The 16,138-nt window shown below is 70.4% G+C and carries 17 protein-coding genes; 5 read left to right on the forward strand and 12 right to left on the reverse strand.

Annotated features, from left to right (window positions below):
• Nucleotides 1-115 precede the first annotated feature (115 nt).
• The 10 genes from ABGB08_RS25625 to ABGB08_RS25670 all read right to left on the reverse strand — a co-directional run bounded on the left by ABGB08_RS25625 (nt 116) and on the right by ABGB08_RS25670 (nt 7,342).
• Nucleotides 116-616, reverse strand: a complete 501-nt coding sequence (locus tag ABGB08_RS25625; protein WP_347594498.1) for a MauE/DoxX family redox-associated membrane protein — start codon at nt 614-616, stop codon at nt 116-118.
• A gap of 235 nt (nt 617-851) precedes the next feature.
• Complete coding sequence (gene trpA, locus ABGB08_RS25630; RefSeq protein ID WP_347594500.1) at nt 852-1,649, reverse strand: tryptophan synthase subunit alpha; 798 nt, start codon at nt 1,647-1,649, stop codon at nt 852-854.
• Nucleotides 1,650-1,658: 9 nt separating this feature from the next.
• The gene (trpB, locus tag ABGB08_RS25635) at nt 1,659-2,888 is read right to left on the reverse strand and encodes a tryptophan synthase subunit beta (protein ID WP_347594502.1); all 1,230 of its coding nucleotides are present in this window, start codon (nt 2,886-2,888) and stop codon (nt 1,659-1,661) included.
• Nucleotides 2,885-3,706, reverse strand: coding sequence for an indole-3-glycerol phosphate synthase TrpC (trpC, locus tag ABGB08_RS25640; RefSeq protein WP_155342984.1), 822 nt, complete (start codon nt 3,704-3,706; stop codon nt 2,885-2,887). The genes trpB and trpC overlap by 4 nt, the downstream gene beginning before the upstream one ends.
• Before the next feature lie 108 nt (nt 3,707-3,814).
• Complete coding sequence (locus tag ABGB08_RS25645; RefSeq protein ID WP_347594505.1) at nt 3,815-4,219, reverse strand: DUF2752 domain-containing protein; 405 nt, start codon at nt 4,217-4,219, stop codon at nt 3,815-3,817.
• Nucleotides 4,220-4,263: 44 nt separating this feature from the next.
• Nucleotides 4,264-4,830 (reverse strand): DUF4190 domain-containing protein, encoded by a 567-nt coding sequence (locus ABGB08_RS25650; RefSeq protein WP_155360642.1) that lies wholly within the window; start codon nt 4,828-4,830, stop codon nt 4,264-4,266.
• Between the two features lie 118 nt (nt 4,831-4,948).
• Nucleotides 4,949-5,488, reverse strand: coding sequence for a Trp biosynthesis-associated membrane protein (locus ABGB08_RS25655; RefSeq protein WP_347594507.1), 540 nt, complete (start codon nt 5,486-5,488; stop codon nt 4,949-4,951).
• On the reverse strand, nt 5,485-5,832 hold the full coding sequence (hisI, locus tag ABGB08_RS25660) for a phosphoribosyl-AMP cyclohydrolase (protein WP_174889783.1): 348 nt from the start codon (nt 5,830-5,832) through the stop codon (nt 5,485-5,487). Before hisI ends, ABGB08_RS25655 begins: the two co-directional genes overlap by 4 nt.
• Before the next feature lie 57 nt (nt 5,833-5,889).
• Nucleotides 5,890-6,612 carry a cache domain-containing protein gene (locus ABGB08_RS25665; RefSeq protein WP_347594510.1) on the reverse strand — a complete coding sequence of 241 codons (723 nt, stop codon included), beginning with the start codon at nt 6,610-6,612 and terminating at the stop codon, nt 5,890-5,892.
• A gap of 4 nt (nt 6,613-6,616) precedes the next feature.
• A complete protein-coding gene (locus ABGB08_RS25670; RefSeq protein ID WP_347594512.1) occupies nt 6,617-7,342 on the reverse strand; it encodes an FCD domain-containing protein in 726 nt (241 codons plus the stop codon).
• An 82-nt stretch (nt 7,343-7,424) separates the two neighbouring features.
• Here ABGB08_RS25670 and ABGB08_RS25675 point away from each other — a divergent pair, with 82 nt between their 5' ends.
• From ABGB08_RS25675 to ABGB08_RS25690, 4 genes are read left to right on the forward strand one after another with little or no spacing between them, the layout of a single operon-like run.
• Nucleotides 7,425-8,444 carry an ABC transporter ATP-binding protein gene (locus ABGB08_RS25675; protein WP_347594514.1) on the forward strand — a complete coding sequence of 340 codons (1,020 nt, stop codon included), beginning with the start codon at nt 7,425-7,427 and terminating at the stop codon, nt 8,442-8,444.
• A 15-nt stretch (nt 8,445-8,459) separates the two neighbouring features.
• Nucleotides 8,460-9,665 (forward strand): ABC transporter substrate-binding protein, encoded by a 1,206-nt coding sequence (locus tag ABGB08_RS25680; RefSeq protein WP_347594516.1) that lies wholly within the window; start codon nt 8,460-8,462, stop codon nt 9,663-9,665.
• 1 nt (nt 9,666) lies between these two features.
• A complete protein-coding gene (locus ABGB08_RS25685) occupies nt 9,667-10,500 on the forward strand; it encodes an ABC transporter permease (protein WP_347594518.1) in 834 nt (277 codons plus the stop codon).
• Entirely contained in the window at nt 10,497-11,294 is a 798-nt protein-coding gene (locus tag ABGB08_RS25690) for an ABC transporter permease (protein ID WP_347594520.1), read from the forward strand. Before ABGB08_RS25685 ends, ABGB08_RS25690 begins: the two co-directional genes overlap by 4 nt.
• A 51-nt stretch (nt 11,295-11,345) precedes the next feature.
• Here the strand turns inward: ABGB08_RS25690 and ABGB08_RS25695 are convergent, their stop codons facing one another.
• Together ABGB08_RS25695 and ABGB08_RS25700 are read right to left on the reverse strand one after the other, a co-directional pair.
• Entirely contained in the window at nt 11,346-11,693 is a 348-nt protein-coding gene (locus ABGB08_RS25695) for a hypothetical protein (protein WP_347594522.1), read from the reverse strand.
• Complete coding sequence (locus tag ABGB08_RS25700) at nt 11,690-13,513, reverse strand: AAA family ATPase (RefSeq protein ID WP_347594524.1); 1,824 nt, start codon at nt 13,511-13,513, stop codon at nt 11,690-11,692. Before ABGB08_RS25700 ends, ABGB08_RS25695 begins: the two co-directional genes overlap by 4 nt.
• Before the next feature lie 436 nt (nt 13,514-13,949).
• Between ABGB08_RS25700 and ABGB08_RS25705 the strand changes: the two genes are divergently transcribed.
• Nucleotides 13,950-15,995, forward strand: coding sequence for an HNH endonuclease (locus ABGB08_RS25705; protein WP_347594526.1), 2,046 nt, complete (start codon nt 13,950-13,952; stop codon nt 15,993-15,995).
• Nucleotides 15,996-16,138 lie beyond the last annotated feature (143 nt).

Consider the following 16,138-nt stretch of genomic DNA (forward strand, 5'->3'; position numbering starts at 1 on the left):
GGTCTGCTCGCTTACGTGAAACGTAGTCAATCGAATGCACCTCCTTCACGGTGATCGACTGGGGCTGGTCAACGCGGGGCTTCGAAGCGCATTGCCGCACCTCAAGCCCCCTCCTTCAGGAGGGGGTCGTTGACGAAACGTTCTCCTCGTCGTGGTCGTGGCGATCGGGCGGGTCGCTCAGGCCCAGCAGGGAGTCCAGCGCCCACCGGCCCGGCGGGAACCAGGCGGCCCAGGCCGCGCAGAGCACGAGCCCGGCGTCGCGGAGCAGCTCGCTGAGGTAGGCGGGGTCCTGCCCGGCCGCGAGCGTGCCGTCGCCGCCGAAGCAGCCGCAGTCGATGCGCAGCCCGCGCGCCCAGGCCGAGGCGATGCCGGCCACGAAGGCGAGCATGAGCAGCCCGGCCACGACGGCCGAGGCGCGCGTGAGCAGGCCCAGGACAAGCAACGCTCCGACCACGATCTCCAGGATGGGCAGGCCGTAACCCACGGCCGTGGCGACCCCGCCCGGCAGGAGCTCGTAGGCCTTGACCGCCTGCACCGACAGGGCGGGCGTGCCGATCTTGAGCCAGCCCGCGGCGATGAGCACGCCACCGAGCACGAGCCGGGCGATGGTCGTCACCCAGGGTACCGCTCCCTGTGCGGAGAGTGGCCATCGCGAAGCGGGAATATCCGCTGCCACGTGAGAACTCCTTAACCTGACCGCGTGGGCGGTCACCGGTCCCGAACTTAATAGAGACAGCTCACCATGACCTGGATAAGAGCCCGGTAAACCGCGAGCGATCGCCGAATATTGCCTGCATAACACACCAAAACGGCCGATCTCCTGAGGGAGATCGGCCGTACCGGAAGCAGGCTCAGCGGCGGCGGCATCCCGCCGCGAGTTCGGCCGCGAGTTCGCGCACCGCGAAGAGCCCCGCGGACTCGTCGGGCGCGTCGAGCAGCCGCCGGATGAACGCAGAGCCGACGATGACGCCGTCCGCGTACGCGGCCACTTCGGCGGCCTGGGCGCCGGTGCCGACCCCGAGGCCGACGCAGACCGGCAGGGTGGTGTGCGCGCGGGTCCGCTTGACCAGGCCCTCGGCCGCCAGCCCGACCGACTCGCGGGCGCCGGTCACGCCCATCAGCGAGGCCGCGTAGACGAATCCGGTGCAGCAGTCGGCGACGATGCCGATGCGCTCCTCGGTGGAACTGGGCGCGACCAGGAACACGGTCTCGATGCCCGCCTCCCGGCTGGCCTCCCGCCACGGCCCGGCCTCTTCCGGCGTCAGGTCGGGCGTGATCGTGCCCACCCCGCCCGCATTGGCCAGGTCCCGCGCGAAACGCTCCGCACCGTACTGGTCGATGGGGTTCCAGTACGTCATGACCAGGGTCGCCGCCCCCGTCCTGGCCACACCCTCGACGGTGCGCATGACGTCGGCGATCCGGGTGCCGTTGCTCAGCGACCGGTGCACCGCGTCCTGGATGGTCGGCCCGTCCATCAGCGGATCCGAGTACGGCAAGCCGATCTCGATCACGTCGCAGCCCGCGTCCACCATGGCGGAGGCGGCGGCGACGGCCCCCTCCTTGGTCGGGAACCCGGCGGGCAGGTAGCCCACCAGCGCGGCGCGGTCCTCGGATCGGGCCTTCTCGAAGACCGCGGCAAGAGATGTCATATCGGAGCCCTAGAGGTTGAAGTACGTCATCGCGGTGCCCATGTCCTTGTCGCCCCGGCCGGAGAGGTTCACCAGGATCGTGGCCTCCGGGCCCAGCTCGCGGCCCAGCTTGAGCGCCCCGGCCAGCGCGTGCGCGGACTCGATCGCCGGGATGATGCCCTCGGTGCGGGCCAGCAGCGCGAACGCGTCCATCGCCTCCGCGTCGGTGATGCCGTGGTAGGTGGCCCGGCCGCTGTCCTTGAGCCAGGCGTGCTCGGGCCCGACGCCCGGGTAGTCCAGGCCGGCCGAGATCGAGTGCGACTCGATCGTCTGGCCCTCCTCGTCCTGCAGCACGTAGGTGCGGGAGCCGTGCAGCACGCCGATGGATCCGGCGGTGAGGGTGAGCGCGTGCTCGCCCGTCTCCAGGCCCCGGCCGCCGGCCTCGTAGCCGTGCAGGGCGACGCCCTCGTCGTCGAGGAAGGCGTGGAAGATGCCGATCGCGTTGGAGCCGCCGCCGACGGCCGCGCAGACGGCGTCGGGCAGCTTGCCGGTGAGCGCCAGGATCTGGCGGCGCGCCTCGACGCCGATGATCCGGGCGAAGTCCCGGACGATGCCGGGGAACGGGTAGGGCCCGGCGACGGTGCCGAACAGGTAGTGGGTGCTGTCCACGTTGGTGACCCAGTCGCGGAACGCCTCGTTGATGGCGTCCTTGAGGGTCTGGCTGCCGTTGGTGACCGGCACCACGGTCGCGCCGAGCAGCTTCATCCTGGCCACGTTGAGGGCCTGCCGCTCGCAGTCGACCGCGCCCATGTAGACGACGCACTCCAGGCCCATCAGCGCGGCGGCGGTGGCGGTCGCGACGCCGTGCTGGCCCGCGCCGGTCTCGGCGATGACCCGGGTCTTGCCGAGCCGCTTGGTGAGCAGCGCCTGGCCGAGCACGTTGTTGATCTTGTGGGCGCCGGTGTGGGTGAGATCCTCGCGCTTGAGCACGACCCGGGCCCCGCCCGCCTGCGCGCCGAACTTGGGCACGTCGGTGAGGGTGGTGGGCCGCCCCGCGTAGGTCCGCAGCAGGTGGTCGAACTCGCGGATGAACGCGACGTCGGTCCTGGCCTTCTCGTAGACGGCGGCGACCTCGTCCAGCGCCGGGATGAGCGCCTCCGGCACGTAACGGCCGCCGAACACGCCGAACTTGCCGCCGGTCCCGGCATCACCGCCGACCAGGTCGCCCGGCTGGAGGACGGTGTCCTCGGAGGATGTCATGGCTTCTCCTGCTGCCGTTCCTGTCGGGATGACGGGTGCGCGCCCGCGGTCACCAGGTCGTTGACCGCGGCCCTCGGGTCCTTGCCGGTGACCAGGCTCTCCCCCACGAGCACCGCGTCGGCGCCCGCGCGGGCGTAGGCGAGCAGGTCGTGCGGCCCGCGCACGCCGGACTCGGCGATCTTGATGATGCCGTCCGGGATCTTCGGGGCCAGCTTGGCGAAGACGTCCCGGTCCACCTGGAGCGTCCTGAGGTCGCGCGCGTTCACCCCGATGATCTTAGCGCCCGCGGCGACGGCGCGCTCCAGCTCGTCCTCGGTGTGCACCTCGACCAGCGGCGTCAGCCCGATCGACTCGGCCCGCTCGATCAGCGAGACCAGCGCCTCCTGCTCCAGCGAGACGACCATCAGCAGCGCCAGGTCCGCGCCGTAGGCCCGGGCCTCCCAGAGCTGGTAGGAGCTGACGATGAAGTCCTTGCGCAGGATCGGCACGTCCACCCTGGCCCGCACGGCGGCCAGGTCGTCGAGGCTGCCGCCGAACCGGCGGCGCTCGGTGAGCACGCTGATCACGTGCGCGCCCCCGGCCTCGTAGTCGGCGGCCAGACCGGCCGGGTCGGCGATGGCGGCGAGCGCGCCCTTGGACGGGCTGGACCGCTTCACCTCGGCGATCACCGAGACCCGGTCTCCGCCCAGCGCCGCGCGCACGTCACGGGGGGCGGGCGCACGTCCGGCGCGCTGCTTGAGCTCGTCGATCGACACGGTCTTCTGCCGCTCGGCGAGGTCCTCCCGGACCCCTTCGATGATCTCGTCGAGAACGCTCACGAACTCCGGGTCCCTCCGATTGACTGCGCTCGCGGGGCGTCGCATCGCACCCGCCTTGCCCTGCCGATGGTATCGGCCCTGCCGCCCCTGCCCGGCCACCGGGGCGTGTCACGGCGCGAGAAAGCGGCCGAACGGGAGATTGCGTACGACCCAGAAGACCAGGGCCACCGCGACGAAGCCGCGCGCGAAGACGGGCCTGGCCAGGACGGTGGTCATCCGGCGACCGGTCCAGGCCGCGTACGCCCAGCGGGCCCACAGGTAGAGCAGCACCGGCGCGGTCAGCGTGAACAGCGGGTTGAGGCTGAGGGCGGCGAGCGGGTCGCCGTGGGCGAGCGCGTGCACGGCGCGCAGGCTGCCGCAACCAGGGCAGAAGAACCCGCTGACCGCGAGGAACGGGCAGGCCGGATAGTGCCCGGCCGCGTTCGGGTCGACGGCGGCGACGTATCCGGTGGCCGCGATCGTGATCGCCGCCACCCCCGCGGGCACGGCGAAACGCCGCGTCGCCGTCTTCATCCGGACAGCCTAACCAGGCCCGCCCCCGTACGGGCCCTCGACATCTAGTAGTTGAAGCTGGTGTCCGCGGTCTCGGCGATGCCGATCAGGGCCAGGATGGCGGCGCCGAAGGCCAGCCACAGGATGACCCACAGGGCGATCGTGATGTAGGAGGTGACCAGGCCGGCCACGGCCATGCCGCGCCCCTCCTCGCCGCTCTCCTTGATCCGCGCCATCGCGATGTGCCCGAAGATCGCGCCGAGGATGCTGGTGACGCCGCACAGCAGCAGGCCGACGATGCCCATCACCAGGGACGCGACCGCGAGCCCGTTGGTCGGCCTGGACGGCGGGTAGCCGTAGCCCGGCTGCTGGTACTGGTAGCCGGGCTGCTGGTACGCCTGCTGCTGGTAGGACTGGTCGTAGCCGCTGGGCTGGGTGTAGCCGGGCTGCGGCTGGCCGTACTGGTCGTAGCCGGGCTGCTGCGCCCCATAGCCGGGCTGCTGCCCGTAGCCCGGCTGCTGACCGTATCCCTGATCCCCGTAGCCGGGCTGCTGGCCGTAACCGGGCTGCTGCCCGTAGCCGGGCTGGCCCCCGTGCTCCCCGGTGTCGCCCGGCTGGTTCCCGTAACTCATGTGAATGACTCCTAGCGGTCATCGTGAGAGGTGCGGGGCGCAGCCTAGCGATTTGCTCTGATTACTTGGGAAATACGCTCAAGGTGTGGACAATTTGTGACCAGGCGTGGCCCGCTTGTCAACGATGCTCGTCGGATTCGGTCGGGTCTAGTCCCGCGTCCAGAGCGTCCCACAACTCTCGCTCTCCCGATGGCCTCATCGGGGTACGGCTTCCGCGTGCCGGGCTCGCCCATCGGGTGGCGCGGAGGGTCGCGTACAGGCCGGAAAGGATCAGGAGCCCTCCTCCGGCGACGGCGATCAGCGGCCAGGGGGTGAGCTCGGCGGTGGCCGCGGCGCTGCCCTCGGGGGCTATGTCGCCCCAGGCGCGCAGGGACGCCAGCACGATCGCCGCGCCGCACAGGGCGATCAGGCCCGCCAGGACGGCGCGCCAGACGCCGCGGGCGGCGAGCACGGCGACGGATCCGGCCAGGGCGGCGAGGGCCACCGGCGTGAGGGAGGCCGCGACTTCGCCGCCGGTGAGGGTCAGGGTGGGCAGGTTGGGGGCGGTGACGTCGAAGGTCAGCACCGCCCAGTCCCGGCTGGCGGCGAGCAGCGTGAGCCCGGATCCGGCGGCGCAGACGGCCAGCCAGAGCGAGATCACGCGCCGGGCGGGATTCATGTGATGGTCACTTCCAGGGGTGTGGCGTCGAAGCAGGTGCGATCACCGGTGTGGCAGGCGGCCCCCACCTGGTCCACCTGGAGCAGGATCGTGTCGCCGTCGCAGTCCAGCGCGGCGTGCTTGACCCACTGCACGTGTCCCGACGTGTCGCCCTTCACCCAGTATTCGCCCCGGCTCCGGGACCAGTACGTCGCCCGGCCCGTGCTCAGCGTGCGGTGCAGTGCCTCGTCGTCCATCCAGGCCAGCATGAGCACCTCCCCGCTGTCATGCTGCTGCACGACCACGGCCACCAGGCCGTCCCGGGTGCGTTTCAACCTACCGGCGATCTTCGGGTCCAAGGGCATGTCGTAATTCTGCCTCATCTGGGGCCCCGACCAGCGTGTTCGTCCCCTCGGGCGTGGTCAGCCGTCGGCGGCGACCAGGGCGAACGGCAGATCGGCGATCGGGTGGGCGGTGAAGCCGGGGGCGCCGCGGTAGGCCGAGCCGGTGATCCAGCGGGTGGTGTTGGAGGCCACCACGCGGCCTTCGGCGTTGGTGAGCAGGGCGGGGGCCGGGATCTCGCGGAGGGCGGGGTCGACGGCGGCCTCGAAGCGGCGGACGAACACGTCGGCGGCGGCGACGCCGATGAAGGCGCCGGCCACGGTCACGGGGACCGACAGGGTGAGGCTGTATTCGTCGGTGCACAGGTAGTCGACGTAGGGTCCGCAGATGGTGTGTTCGGCGCCGGCGAGGGGGCCGGTGTACCAGTCCCAGTGCGTGTAGTCGTAGAAGGCGCTGCTCGACGGGTCGAGGTCGCGTAACAGCTGGACGGGCCGGCCTGAGGGGTTCTCCTGCCACCACTCCAGATACCAGGGGGCGTCCGCGAGCAGGCCGGGGGCGGCGATGAAGCCGATTCCGGCGATCAGCGCGCCCAGGCGGCCCGGGTCGAGGCGGCTCCACAGCAGGGGGCGGAGCGTGGCCAGGTCGGCGGCGACAGGCGTACGGCCCCGGACCGAGCCCGCGGTGGCGGCGGTGGCGGTACGGACTTCGCGGAGGGTGGTGAAGACCTCGTCGGCGACCTCGGTGACGCGGGTGACGGCCGCGTTGACGACGTCGGCGGGGCGACCAGCCTGAAGTTGGGTCATTTCGCTACTCCTGGAGCCGCAGCCGAAGCTCGATGAGGTGGTCAACCGCGTCCAGCACGTGGCGTTCGGCGAGCTCCCTGGCCTGGTCTCCCTCTCCCGCCCTGATGGCCTCGACGATGGCCCGATGCTGGTCGAACAGATTGCGTTTGGCCATCTCATGGTGCTCGTCCCGGGAAAGCCACAGCAAGGGTCCGATGTCAGCCTGTAACCGGATCTCCTCCTGAGTGAGTCGCGCGGACTGGGAGGCGGCGGCGATCTCCACGTGGAAGCGGCCGTCCAGGCGGCGCAGGCGGCCGTCCCAGTCGGCTTCGGCCATCTCGTCTAGGGAGCGGAGGATCGGGGCGAGATCGGAGGGGAGGGCGCGCTGGGCGGCGAGGCGGGCGGCGGCTCCGGCGATGGCCGCGTAGTGGTCGCCGAGATCGCGCAACTCCTCCACCGCGTACCCCCGCAGGAGGGAGCCGAGGTCGAGGTCGGAGGGGAGGCGGACGAAGCTGCCGCCGCCGCGGCCCCGGCGGGTCTCGACCATGCCCTGCTGGCGCAGGGCCATCAGGGCTTCCCGCAGGGTGACGGTGGAGACCCCGAGCTGTCCGGCGAGCTCGGCCTCGCTGGGGAGTTGCTCGCCGTCGGCGAGCAGGCCGAGGGCGATCGCGTCGGTGAGGCGGCGGATCACCGCCTCGACCCGGGCGGTGCTGTCCACCGGCGCGAAGACGGCCAGACGCGCCGATTCCATCTGGCTCCCTCCATCGCGGTTAACACCTGTGATACCGGATCGTGTCTTGTTGCGAAACATTTAACACCATATGTTTAATTTCATGGCAGACCAAGCGGTGGCCCTGCGCGGGCTGCGCAAGAGCTTCGGGAGCGTCGAGGCGGTCGCGGGTGTGGACCTGGGCGTCGCGGACGGCGAGTTCTTCGCGATGCTCGGCCCGTCGGGCAGCGGCAAGACCACCGTGCTGCGGATGATCGCCGGTTTCGAGACCCCCACCGCCGGAACCGTCGAGCTCGGCGGCCGGGACGTCACCCGGCTGGCGCCCTTCGAGCGCGACGTGAACACCGTCTTCCAGGACTACGCCCTGTTCCCGCACATGAGCGTGCTGCAGAACGTCGAGTACGGCCTGCGCGTCAAGAAGGTCCCCAACCGCCGCGAGAAAGCCCTCGAAGCTCTCGCCACGGTCCGCCTGGAGGGCTTCGGCAAACGGCGGCCCGGCGAGCTCTCCGGCGGCCAGCGGCAGCGCGTGGCGCTGGCCCGCGCCCTGGTCAACCGCCCCCGGGTGCTGCTGCTGGACGAGCCGCTCGGCGCGCTCGACCTGAAGTTACGCGAGGAGATGCAGGTCGAGCTGAAGGCGATCCAGCGCGAGGTCGGGATCACGTTCCTGTTCGTCACCCACGACCAGGAGGAGGCGCTGACCATGAGCGATCGGGTCGCGGTGTTCAACCACGGCCGGGTCGAGCAGGTCGGCACCCCGGCCGAGGTGTACGAGCGACCGGCCAGCGCGTTCGTGGCCGGTTTCGTGGGCACCTCCAACCTGATCTCGGGCGAGGCGGCGCAGGCCGTGCTCGGCAAGGACGGCACGTTCAGCGTCCGCCCCGAGAAGCTGCGCGTCGCGCCGCCGGAGGAAGCCGTCGGGGACGGCGAGCACAGCGCCACCGGCCTGGTCACCGAGGTCGTCTACGCCGGGCCCGCCACCCGGTTCGTGGTGGATCTGGACGCGGGCGGGCGGCTCATCGCCCTCCAGCAGAACCTGCAGGTCTCGTCCATGGACGTGATGGGCCTGCGCGGCACCAGGGTCCGGCTCGTGTGGCACCGCCGCCACGAGTTCGCGATCGTCTAGATATCAGGAGCTCATATGCGATCAACCCCCCGCATCGCCGCAGCCGTCGCAGCACTGGCCTTGGCCGCCGCCTGCGGTTCCACCGAACCCACCGGCACCGCCGCCCCCGCCCCCGGCGTCAGCGGCTTCACCCCGCCGAAGATCGAGGCGCTGGCCTCCCTCGGCGCCGGCGAGGGCCAGGTCAACCTGGTCGCCTGGGCCGGTTACGTGGAGGACGGCTCCACCGACCCCAAGGTCGACTGGGTGAGCGAGTTCGAGAGCAGCACCGGCTGCCAGGTCAACACCAAGACCGCGGGCACCTCCGACGAGATGGTCAACCTGATGAAGACCGGCGAGTACGACGCCGTCTCCGCCTCCGGCGACGCCTCGCTCCGCCTGATCGCGGCCGGCACGGTGGCGCCGGTCAACACCTCGCTGATCCCCAACTACGCGGACGTGTTCTCCGGCCTGAAGGACAAGCCGTGGAACTCGGTCGGCGGCGTCTCCTACGGCGTGCCGCACGGCCGGGGGGCGAACCTGCTGATGTGGCGCACCGACAAGGTCAGCCCGGCCCCTGACTCCTGGGGGGTGGTGTTCGACCCCGCCTCGCCGTACAAGGGGTCGGTGACCGCCTACGACTCGCCGATCTACATCGCGGACGCGGCCGTCTACCTGATGGCCACCAAGCCCGAACTCGGCATCAAGAATCCGTACGCGCTGGACGACAAGCAGTTCACCGCGGCGGTGGACCTGCTGAAGCAGCAGCGCGGCATCATCGGCGAGTACTGGTCGGACTACACCAAGGAGATCCAGGCCTTCAAGGCCGGCGACACCGTGGTGGGCACCACCTGGCAGGTCATCGCCAACCTGGCGCTGGCCGACAAGGCCCCGGTGGAGGTGACGCTGCCCAAGGAGGGCGCGACCGGCTGGTCGGACACGTGGATGGTGGCGGCCGCCGCCAAGAACCCCAACTGCGCCTACAAGTGGCTGGACTGGATCATCTCCCCGAAGGCGAACGCGCAGGTGGCCGAGTGGTTCGGGGAGGCGCCGTCGAACGCCAAGTCGTGCGCGGAGACGGCCGACCCCAAGCACTGCGACACCTTCCACGCCACCGACGAGGACTACTTCTCGAAGGTCTACTACTGGACCACCCCGATCCCGCAGTGCCTGGACGGGCGCACCGACGTGACCTGCAAGGACTACGCGGAGTGGACGCGGGCCTGGACCGAGATCAAGGGCTGATGTGAGGCGGCGACTGGCGACCTTCCTGCACCGGCACGCCGGGGTCCGGCTGTCGCTGCTGCTGTCGGCGCCGATGGCGTGGCTGGGGCTGGCCTATCTGGGCGCCCTGGCCGCGCTGCTGGTGACGGCGTTCTGGTCCACCGACACCTTCACCGGGAACCTGATCAGGACGTTCACCTGGGCGAACTTCGAGGATCTGGTCACCGGTGAGGTGTATCGGACGATCGCGTTGCGCTCGCTCGGGGTCGCGGCGGCGGTGACGCTGATCGATCTGGTGGTGGCGTTCCCGATGGCGTTCGCGATGGCCAAGCTGGCTTCGCCCAGGGCCCAGCGCTGGTTGGTCATCGCGGTGCTCACGCCGCTGTGGGCGTCGTATCTGGTCAAGGCGTACGCGTGGCGGGTGCTGCTGTCCACCGGCGGCATCCTCGGCTGGGGGTACGGGCTGGGGGCGACCGTGCTCACGTTGTCGTACCTGTGGTTGCCGTACATGATCCTGCCGATCTACGCGGGCCTGGAGCGGCTGCCGAACTCGCTGCTGGACGCGGCCGGGGATCTGGGCGCGCGCGGCTGGCGGACGTTCCGCACGGTGGTGTGGCCGCTCACCTTCCCGGCCGTGGCGGCGGGGTCGATCTTCACGTTCTCGTTGTCGCTGGGCGACTACATCACCGTGAAGATCGTCGGCGGCCGGTCGCAGCTGATCGGCAACGTGGTCTACGACAACATCGGCGCGGCCAACAACCTGCCGTTCGCGGCGGCCGTGGCGACCGTGCCGGTGGTCATCATGCTGGTCTACCTGGCGGCGGTGCGCCGGACCGGAGCGCTGGAGAACCTGTGAACCTGTCTCGTACGGCTCGCGCCGCGCTGTGGGCGGCCCTCGCGGCCGGGCTGGCCGTGATCTACGTGCCGCTGGCCGTGGTGGTGCTCAACTCGTTCAACGCCGACCGCACGTTCGGCTGGCCGCCCCCCGGCTTCACCTTCGACTGGTGGGCGGCGGCCTGGCGATCCAGCGGCATGCGCGAGGCGCTGTGGACCTCGGTGCAGGCCGCCTCGGGGGCGACGCTGATCGCGCTGCTGCTGGGCACGCTGGCGGCGTTCGCGGTGCAGCGCCACTCGTTCTTCGGCCGGGAGACGGTGTCGCTGCTGATCGTGCTGCCGATCGCGCTGCCGGGCATCGTGACCGGGATCGCGCTCAGCAACACCTTCCACTCGGTGCTGGGGGTGCCGCTCGGGCTGTTCACGGTGATCGTCGGGCATGCCACGTTCTGCGTGGTGACGGTCTACAACAACGTGCTGGCCCGGCTGCGGCGGCTCGGGGTGTCCATCGAGGAGGCGTCGGCCGACCTGGGCGCGGACACGTTCACCACGTTCCGCCTGGTGACGTTCCCGATGATGCGGTCGGCGCTGCTGGCGGGCGGGCTGCTGGCGTTCGCGCTGTCCTTCGACGAGATCATCGTGACCACGTTCACGGCCGGGGCGGGAGTGCGAACCCTCCCGATCTGGATCTTCGAGAACCTGTTCCGGCCCAACCAGGCGCCGGTGGTGAACGTGGTCGCGGCGGCGCTCATCCTGCTGTCGGTGCTGCCGATCTGGCTGGCCCAGCGGATCAGCGGAGAGGCCACCCGCTATTAGCCGCCTGCGGGACGGTTCTTGAGAGCAGCGCAAGAGGAGATGAGCTGTGGTTCACGATGTACCCAGAAGCCTGAGCACCGCGGCGACCTCCCCCCGCCAGCGCCCCAACTCACCCGGCGTCGGCGACAACTCGTAGGCGTGATAGTGACACGCCTGGCTCAGTCCCGACCACAAGATGGCACACTGCCGGGCCACCCCGGACCCGGCATACGCCTCCAGGCAGAGCATCTGCTCCAGCATCGTGCACTTGTTCAGCTCGGGCCGGACGCGCTGAAAGTACTCCCGCAAGCCATGCTCGAGCGACAACCGCAACAGCAAAGCCGCAGGCCGCGGCCACACGCCCACCGTCTGACCCAGCAGCTGATCGGCCGAGCTCAGCAGCGCCAGCGCGGTCATCACGCCCTCACCAGCTTGGCCAGCCGACCCGTCTGACGCACCAACTCCTCGACATCGTCGAACCGGACCGCCTGGTGAGTGGCCTTGTTGCACAACACCACCAGATCCGCCGCCCATCCGCCGTAGCGCTGGTTCAGCTCCCCCAGCACCTGACTCCACTTCGAGGCGTCCCCGAACAACGCCAGCGCGGCCAGCTCGGTCAGCTTGTACGCGTCGCCGATCTGCCGCTCCACCAGCCCGTGGTCCCGCCCAGCGGTCAGCAACCGATGCCACACCACCTCCAGGAACGCCGCTTCCAGCGCGGTACGGCAGAGTCCCGGCAACACGTGCCGCACCACGTCAGCGGGCACCTTGCCCGACTTGGCCAGCGCCCGCGCATCCCGCAGCGCCCGCGCCACCGGATCGTCGGACTCCTTCAACTCCACCACCGACCGTTCCTTGCGGACCACCTCGATGACGGTCGTCGGCAGCCGCAGATACTTCAACGCCTGAGGTAGCCGTGTGTCATGGGTGAACACGACCACCTGCCGGGTCTCAGCGATCATCGTCAGCACTCGGGCCAGCCCATCCACCTTGGCCGGATCCATGGACTGCACCGGATCGTCGATCACCAAAAACTTGAACGGACTCTGCCGTGACGTCGCACGCGGCAGGAACAACGTCAGCGCGAGCGCGTGCAACTCACCCTGGCTCATCACCCCCAGCGCGGGCGCCTCGATATCGTCCACCGACACGTCCATCACCACCCGCCGCTGGGTGGCCGCACCGGCGAGCTGGACCGGCCCGAGCGTCACGTTGCTCTGCTGCCGCAGCAAGTTCCAGATCAGCTGGGACGTCTCTCCCAGCGGCGCCATCCGCTCGGCCCGCAGCTCATCGTGGACATCACGAAGCCACTTCCGCGCCGCCTTGACCTGCTTCAGCTCCGGCCTGCCAGCCTCCGCTCGCCGGGCCACCGCCAGCCACGCCGCCAGCGCCGTCGCGGTTTCCTTCCACCGCCCGTCCAGATCCGCCAAGCGCTTGACCGCCTGCTCCTGCGCGTCCCGGCAGGCGGCCGCCATTGCCATGGCTGCCATGGGCTGCTCGACCACAGCCACGTCCGGTCCGGACAGGTCCGCCACCTCGGGCAGTTCGGCGTCGGCCTGCTTGATCACCTTCTCCAGGTCTGAGGCCCGGTCGCGCAGGTTCTTGTCGGCGGTGGCCAGCAGCTCCAGCCCCAGGATCGTCGCGACCGCGTCGTACATCTCGCTCGGCTTGCCGCTGATCATCTGGCCGAGCTCAGAGTAGGACAGGAACGGCCGGTACAGCGCCAGATCCGGCGCCCATCCCAGCTCAGCCAGCGGCACCGGGTCGCTGCCCGGCCGCTCCACCTCGGCGCGGGAATCGCCCACGTCCTCGCCTGTCCACTCGCGCAATACCGTGCTCGGCTCAGTGTCGCCCTCCAGCAGCAGCTCCACCGCAACCTGCGGAGGCGCAGACTCGTGCAGGTTGCGCCAGCTCCGCCGCCAGATATCCGACCTCGAGCTCCAGCGGGCATTGTCACCAGTGAGCGCGATCTCCACGGCTTCGGCGAAGCTGGATTTGCCGCTGCCGTTCCGGCCCACCACCAGGGTCAACCCCGGACGGGGTGTGAGCGGGAGGCGTGCCGTACGGCCGATGCCGCGAAACCCACTGACCGTCACCGACTGCAGATACGCCCGCCGGATGGGACGGCTTCGGCCCGGCTCGTCCTCCCCCAGCGCCTCCAACATGATCCGTTGCGCGGCGGGGTCGAGCGAGGAGCCGGCGAGCCGGGCCGTCACCAGGTCACGCAAGGTCTCGGACACGACGCTCCTCGAAGTTAGCTTCAGGGGGATATCAAGGAGGCCGCCCTTGGCGTTACCCGGCCCCGACCTGCACAGTTATTCGTCCCATTCGTCCATGACGTCCGAGTATTGCCTTCCGACAACGTCGGCAGATCGGACCGAGTAGACGGTGATCACTGACTTCGGCCGATTTACGACCGCCGTAGGCTGGCCCAGCGGATCACGGGCGAGGTCACCCGCTGGGCCTGTTCCTCGCGGGTTGAGGGTCTGCGGGTTGGTGTCCTGCTCCTGATCGGGCGTGGCGGATGGATCTTCGAATGGTGACGGGTAGGTAGATCTTTTCACGGGGCCGCGTGACCTGCGGTTTTACCGTGGATCAAGGCCAGGTTTTGTCGTAGCTGCTGGATAGCGTGAGGGTGGTTGTTCGGATCCGCCGAAGCGAAAGGGGGGCGCCTTCATGCTCGGTTCTCCGATCGACGTGCTGGATCCCTCCCGTGCGGAGGGTGCCCGCGGACGCGAGCTGCCCGCGTTCCTGAAGGGCACCGTGCTTGACCCTGACCACGTCCCGCCCCAGCGTTCCGCCGACGACACCGACGACGACGCGCACAGCGACCCATACGGCGAGGCAGGGCAGCAGAACACTCCGCAGCAGAACACACGGCAGCAGTTCCGCCACGGCCGCTCCACCGACCCTGGTTGCTCCACCGACCCTGGCCGCTCGGCCGACGCCGGTCGCTCCGCCGATCCTGGCCGCTCGGCCGATCCTGGCCGCTCGGCGGGGCCGGAGGCCTGGGGCGAGCCGGTGGGTTCAGGGGTTTTGGTGGCCGAGTTCCGGCAGCTCGCCTCCCGGATTGCGATGGCCGACCTGCCCGACAGCTCCGGGTTGTGCCTGGGCGAGACGGAAGACCTGCTGTTCGGCCAGGACCGGCTGAGCTCGGCGATCGCCGCGCGGGTGGGACGAGTCCACGCCACCGGTGAGGCCAAGAACAGCGGGCACGCCTCGACCGGCACCTGGCTGCGCGCCTCAGCGGGCATGACCGGCGCGGGCGCCTCCCGCCTGATCCGGCTGGCCACCCAGCTGGCCCGCCTGCCCCTGGTCCGGGACCGGTTCGCCTCCGGCACGCTGGCCGAGGGGTCGGTCGAGGCGATCTGCCAGGTCACCGCCCATCTGGACGATGCGCAGGCCGGGCTGGCCGAGCCGATCCTGCTGGACCTGGCCGACCGCGCCTCCCCGGCCGAGATTCTCAAGGCCGGACGGTACCTGCGGGAGCTGCTGGACCCGGGCACCCTGGCCGATGACGCCGACGCCGACTACGCCGCCCGTTTCCTGCTGGTCCGCCCGTCCAGTACTGGCGGCGTGGAGGGGGAGTTCCGGCTGCCGCGGGAGGCCGGTGCCCGCCTGCGCGAGTTCCTGGCCGCCTACGCCCGGCCGAAAGGCAAAGACGACGACCGCCCACTCCGGCTCCGCCAGGCCGACGCCCTGTCGGCGCTGCTGAGTAAGAAGGTCACCACCGAACTGCTGGTCCTGGTCCGCGCCGAATCCCTCCCCACCGACCACCCCACCACCAGCCACCCCGCACATGACTCCGACTCCACCCACGCGGCCTCCACTGCAGTGCCCGGCACTCCCGCCGCACCGGCCACACCAGCCGCCCCCGCCACGGGGGCACCGCCATCGCAGAGCACAGCCGGACGCGCCGACACCACCGCGGCCAACGCAGGTGCGGCCGACACCGCTGACCCCGACACCGCCGCGGCCGACACCGCTGGCCCCGACACCGCCAACACCGGCACCGCCGGCTCCAGCGATACTCGGCCCGGGACACCTCAGGCCGGTGACGACTCGACCTGCCGCGCGAGCGGCCCTCGCCACACTGGAGGCACGGCTTCAGCCCGGGCGGGCGCCGACAGCACAGACACGGGTTCAGCCGGAGCGGGTGCCAGCAGCGCGGGCACAGGTTCAGCCAGAGCAGGTGCCAGCAGCACAGACACGGGTTCGGCCGGGACAGGTGCCGATGGCGCGGGCACGGGTGAGGGGCCGGTGGAGGAGGCGTGCAGGACCTGTGGGCACGCGCCGGACCGGCTCGCGCCCGGACTGCTGATCGCCACCGGGCAACTGCTACCCATCTCCGACGTCCACCGGCTCGCCCGCACCTCACGACTGGTCCGCATGGTCGTCAACGCCCAAGGCCAGGTCCTGGACATGGGCCGCGCCGTACGCCTGGCCACCCCCGCCCAGCGGCAGGCCATCCTGACCCGCTACACCACCTGCTACTGCCAGGGCTGCCCCATCCCGGCCGACATGGCCGAAATCGACCACGTCCAAGGCTGGGCCGACGGCGGCACCACCGACCTCGACCAACTCGCCCCCGCCTGCACCTGGCACAACCGCGACAAAGCAACCCACCCCGACCGCTACCGCACCCGCCGCAACCACGACGGCACCTGGACCCTCCTCCACCTCGGTAAGAGAAGCCGCTACGCCGGACGATTCCGACGCTGAACCGGACCGGCACGAGCACGCCACCCACCCGGGCCGGGAACCGCCCGTGCCGACTCTGCGTGCCGACTCTGCGTGCCGACTCTGCGTGCCGACTCTCGTTTGGTCGGGTGCCGACTTCGTCGGGTCCTTCGGCGGTGACAGGT

This window comes from Acrocarpospora sp. B8E8 (genome assembly GCF_039871605.1).
Classification (GTDB): Bacteria; Actinomycetota; Actinomycetes; order Streptosporangiales; family Streptosporangiaceae; genus Acrocarpospora; species Acrocarpospora macrocephala.

Excerpts from the sequence above, each read along its gene's own strand:
- trpA (WP_347594500.1), bottom strand. The coding sequence starts at position 1,649 with ATGACATCTCTTGCCGCGGTCTTCGAGAAGGCCCGATCCGAGGACCGC.
- trpB (WP_347594502.1), bottom strand. The coding sequence starts at position 2,888 with ATGACATCCTCCGAGGACACCGTCCTCCAGCCGGGCGACCTGGTCGGC.
- ABGB08_RS25645 (WP_347594505.1), bottom strand. The coding sequence starts at position 4,219 with ATGAAGACGGCGACGCGGCGTTTCGCCGTGCCCGCGGGGGTGGCGGCG.
- ABGB08_RS25650 (WP_155360642.1), bottom strand. The coding sequence starts at position 4,830 with ATGAGTTACGGGAACCAGCCGGGCGACACCGGGGAGCACGGGGGCCAG.
- ABGB08_RS25655 (WP_347594507.1), bottom strand. The coding sequence starts at position 5,488 with ATGAATCCCGCCCGGCGCGTGATCTCGCTCTGGCTGGCCGTCTGCGCC.
- hisI (WP_174889783.1), bottom strand. The coding sequence starts at position 5,832 with ATGCCCTTGGACCCGAAGATCGCCGGTAGGTTGAAACGCACCCGGGAC.
- ABGB08_RS25665 (WP_347594510.1), bottom strand. The coding sequence starts at position 6,612 with ATGACCCAACTTCAGGCTGGTCGCCCCGCCGACGTCGTCAACGCGGCC.
- ABGB08_RS25670 (WP_347594512.1), bottom strand. The coding sequence starts at position 7,342 with ATGGAATCGGCGCGTCTGGCCGTCTTCGCGCCGGTGGACAGCACCGCC.
- ABGB08_RS25675 (WP_347594514.1), top strand. The coding sequence starts at position 7,425 with ATGGCAGACCAAGCGGTGGCCCTGCGCGGGCTGCGCAAGAGCTTCGGG.
- ABGB08_RS25680 (WP_347594516.1), top strand. The coding sequence starts at position 8,460 with ATGCGATCAACCCCCCGCATCGCCGCAGCCGTCGCAGCACTGGCCTTG.
- ABGB08_RS25705 (WP_347594526.1), top strand. The coding sequence starts at position 13,950 with ATGCTCGGTTCTCCGATCGACGTGCTGGATCCCTCCCGTGCGGAGGGT.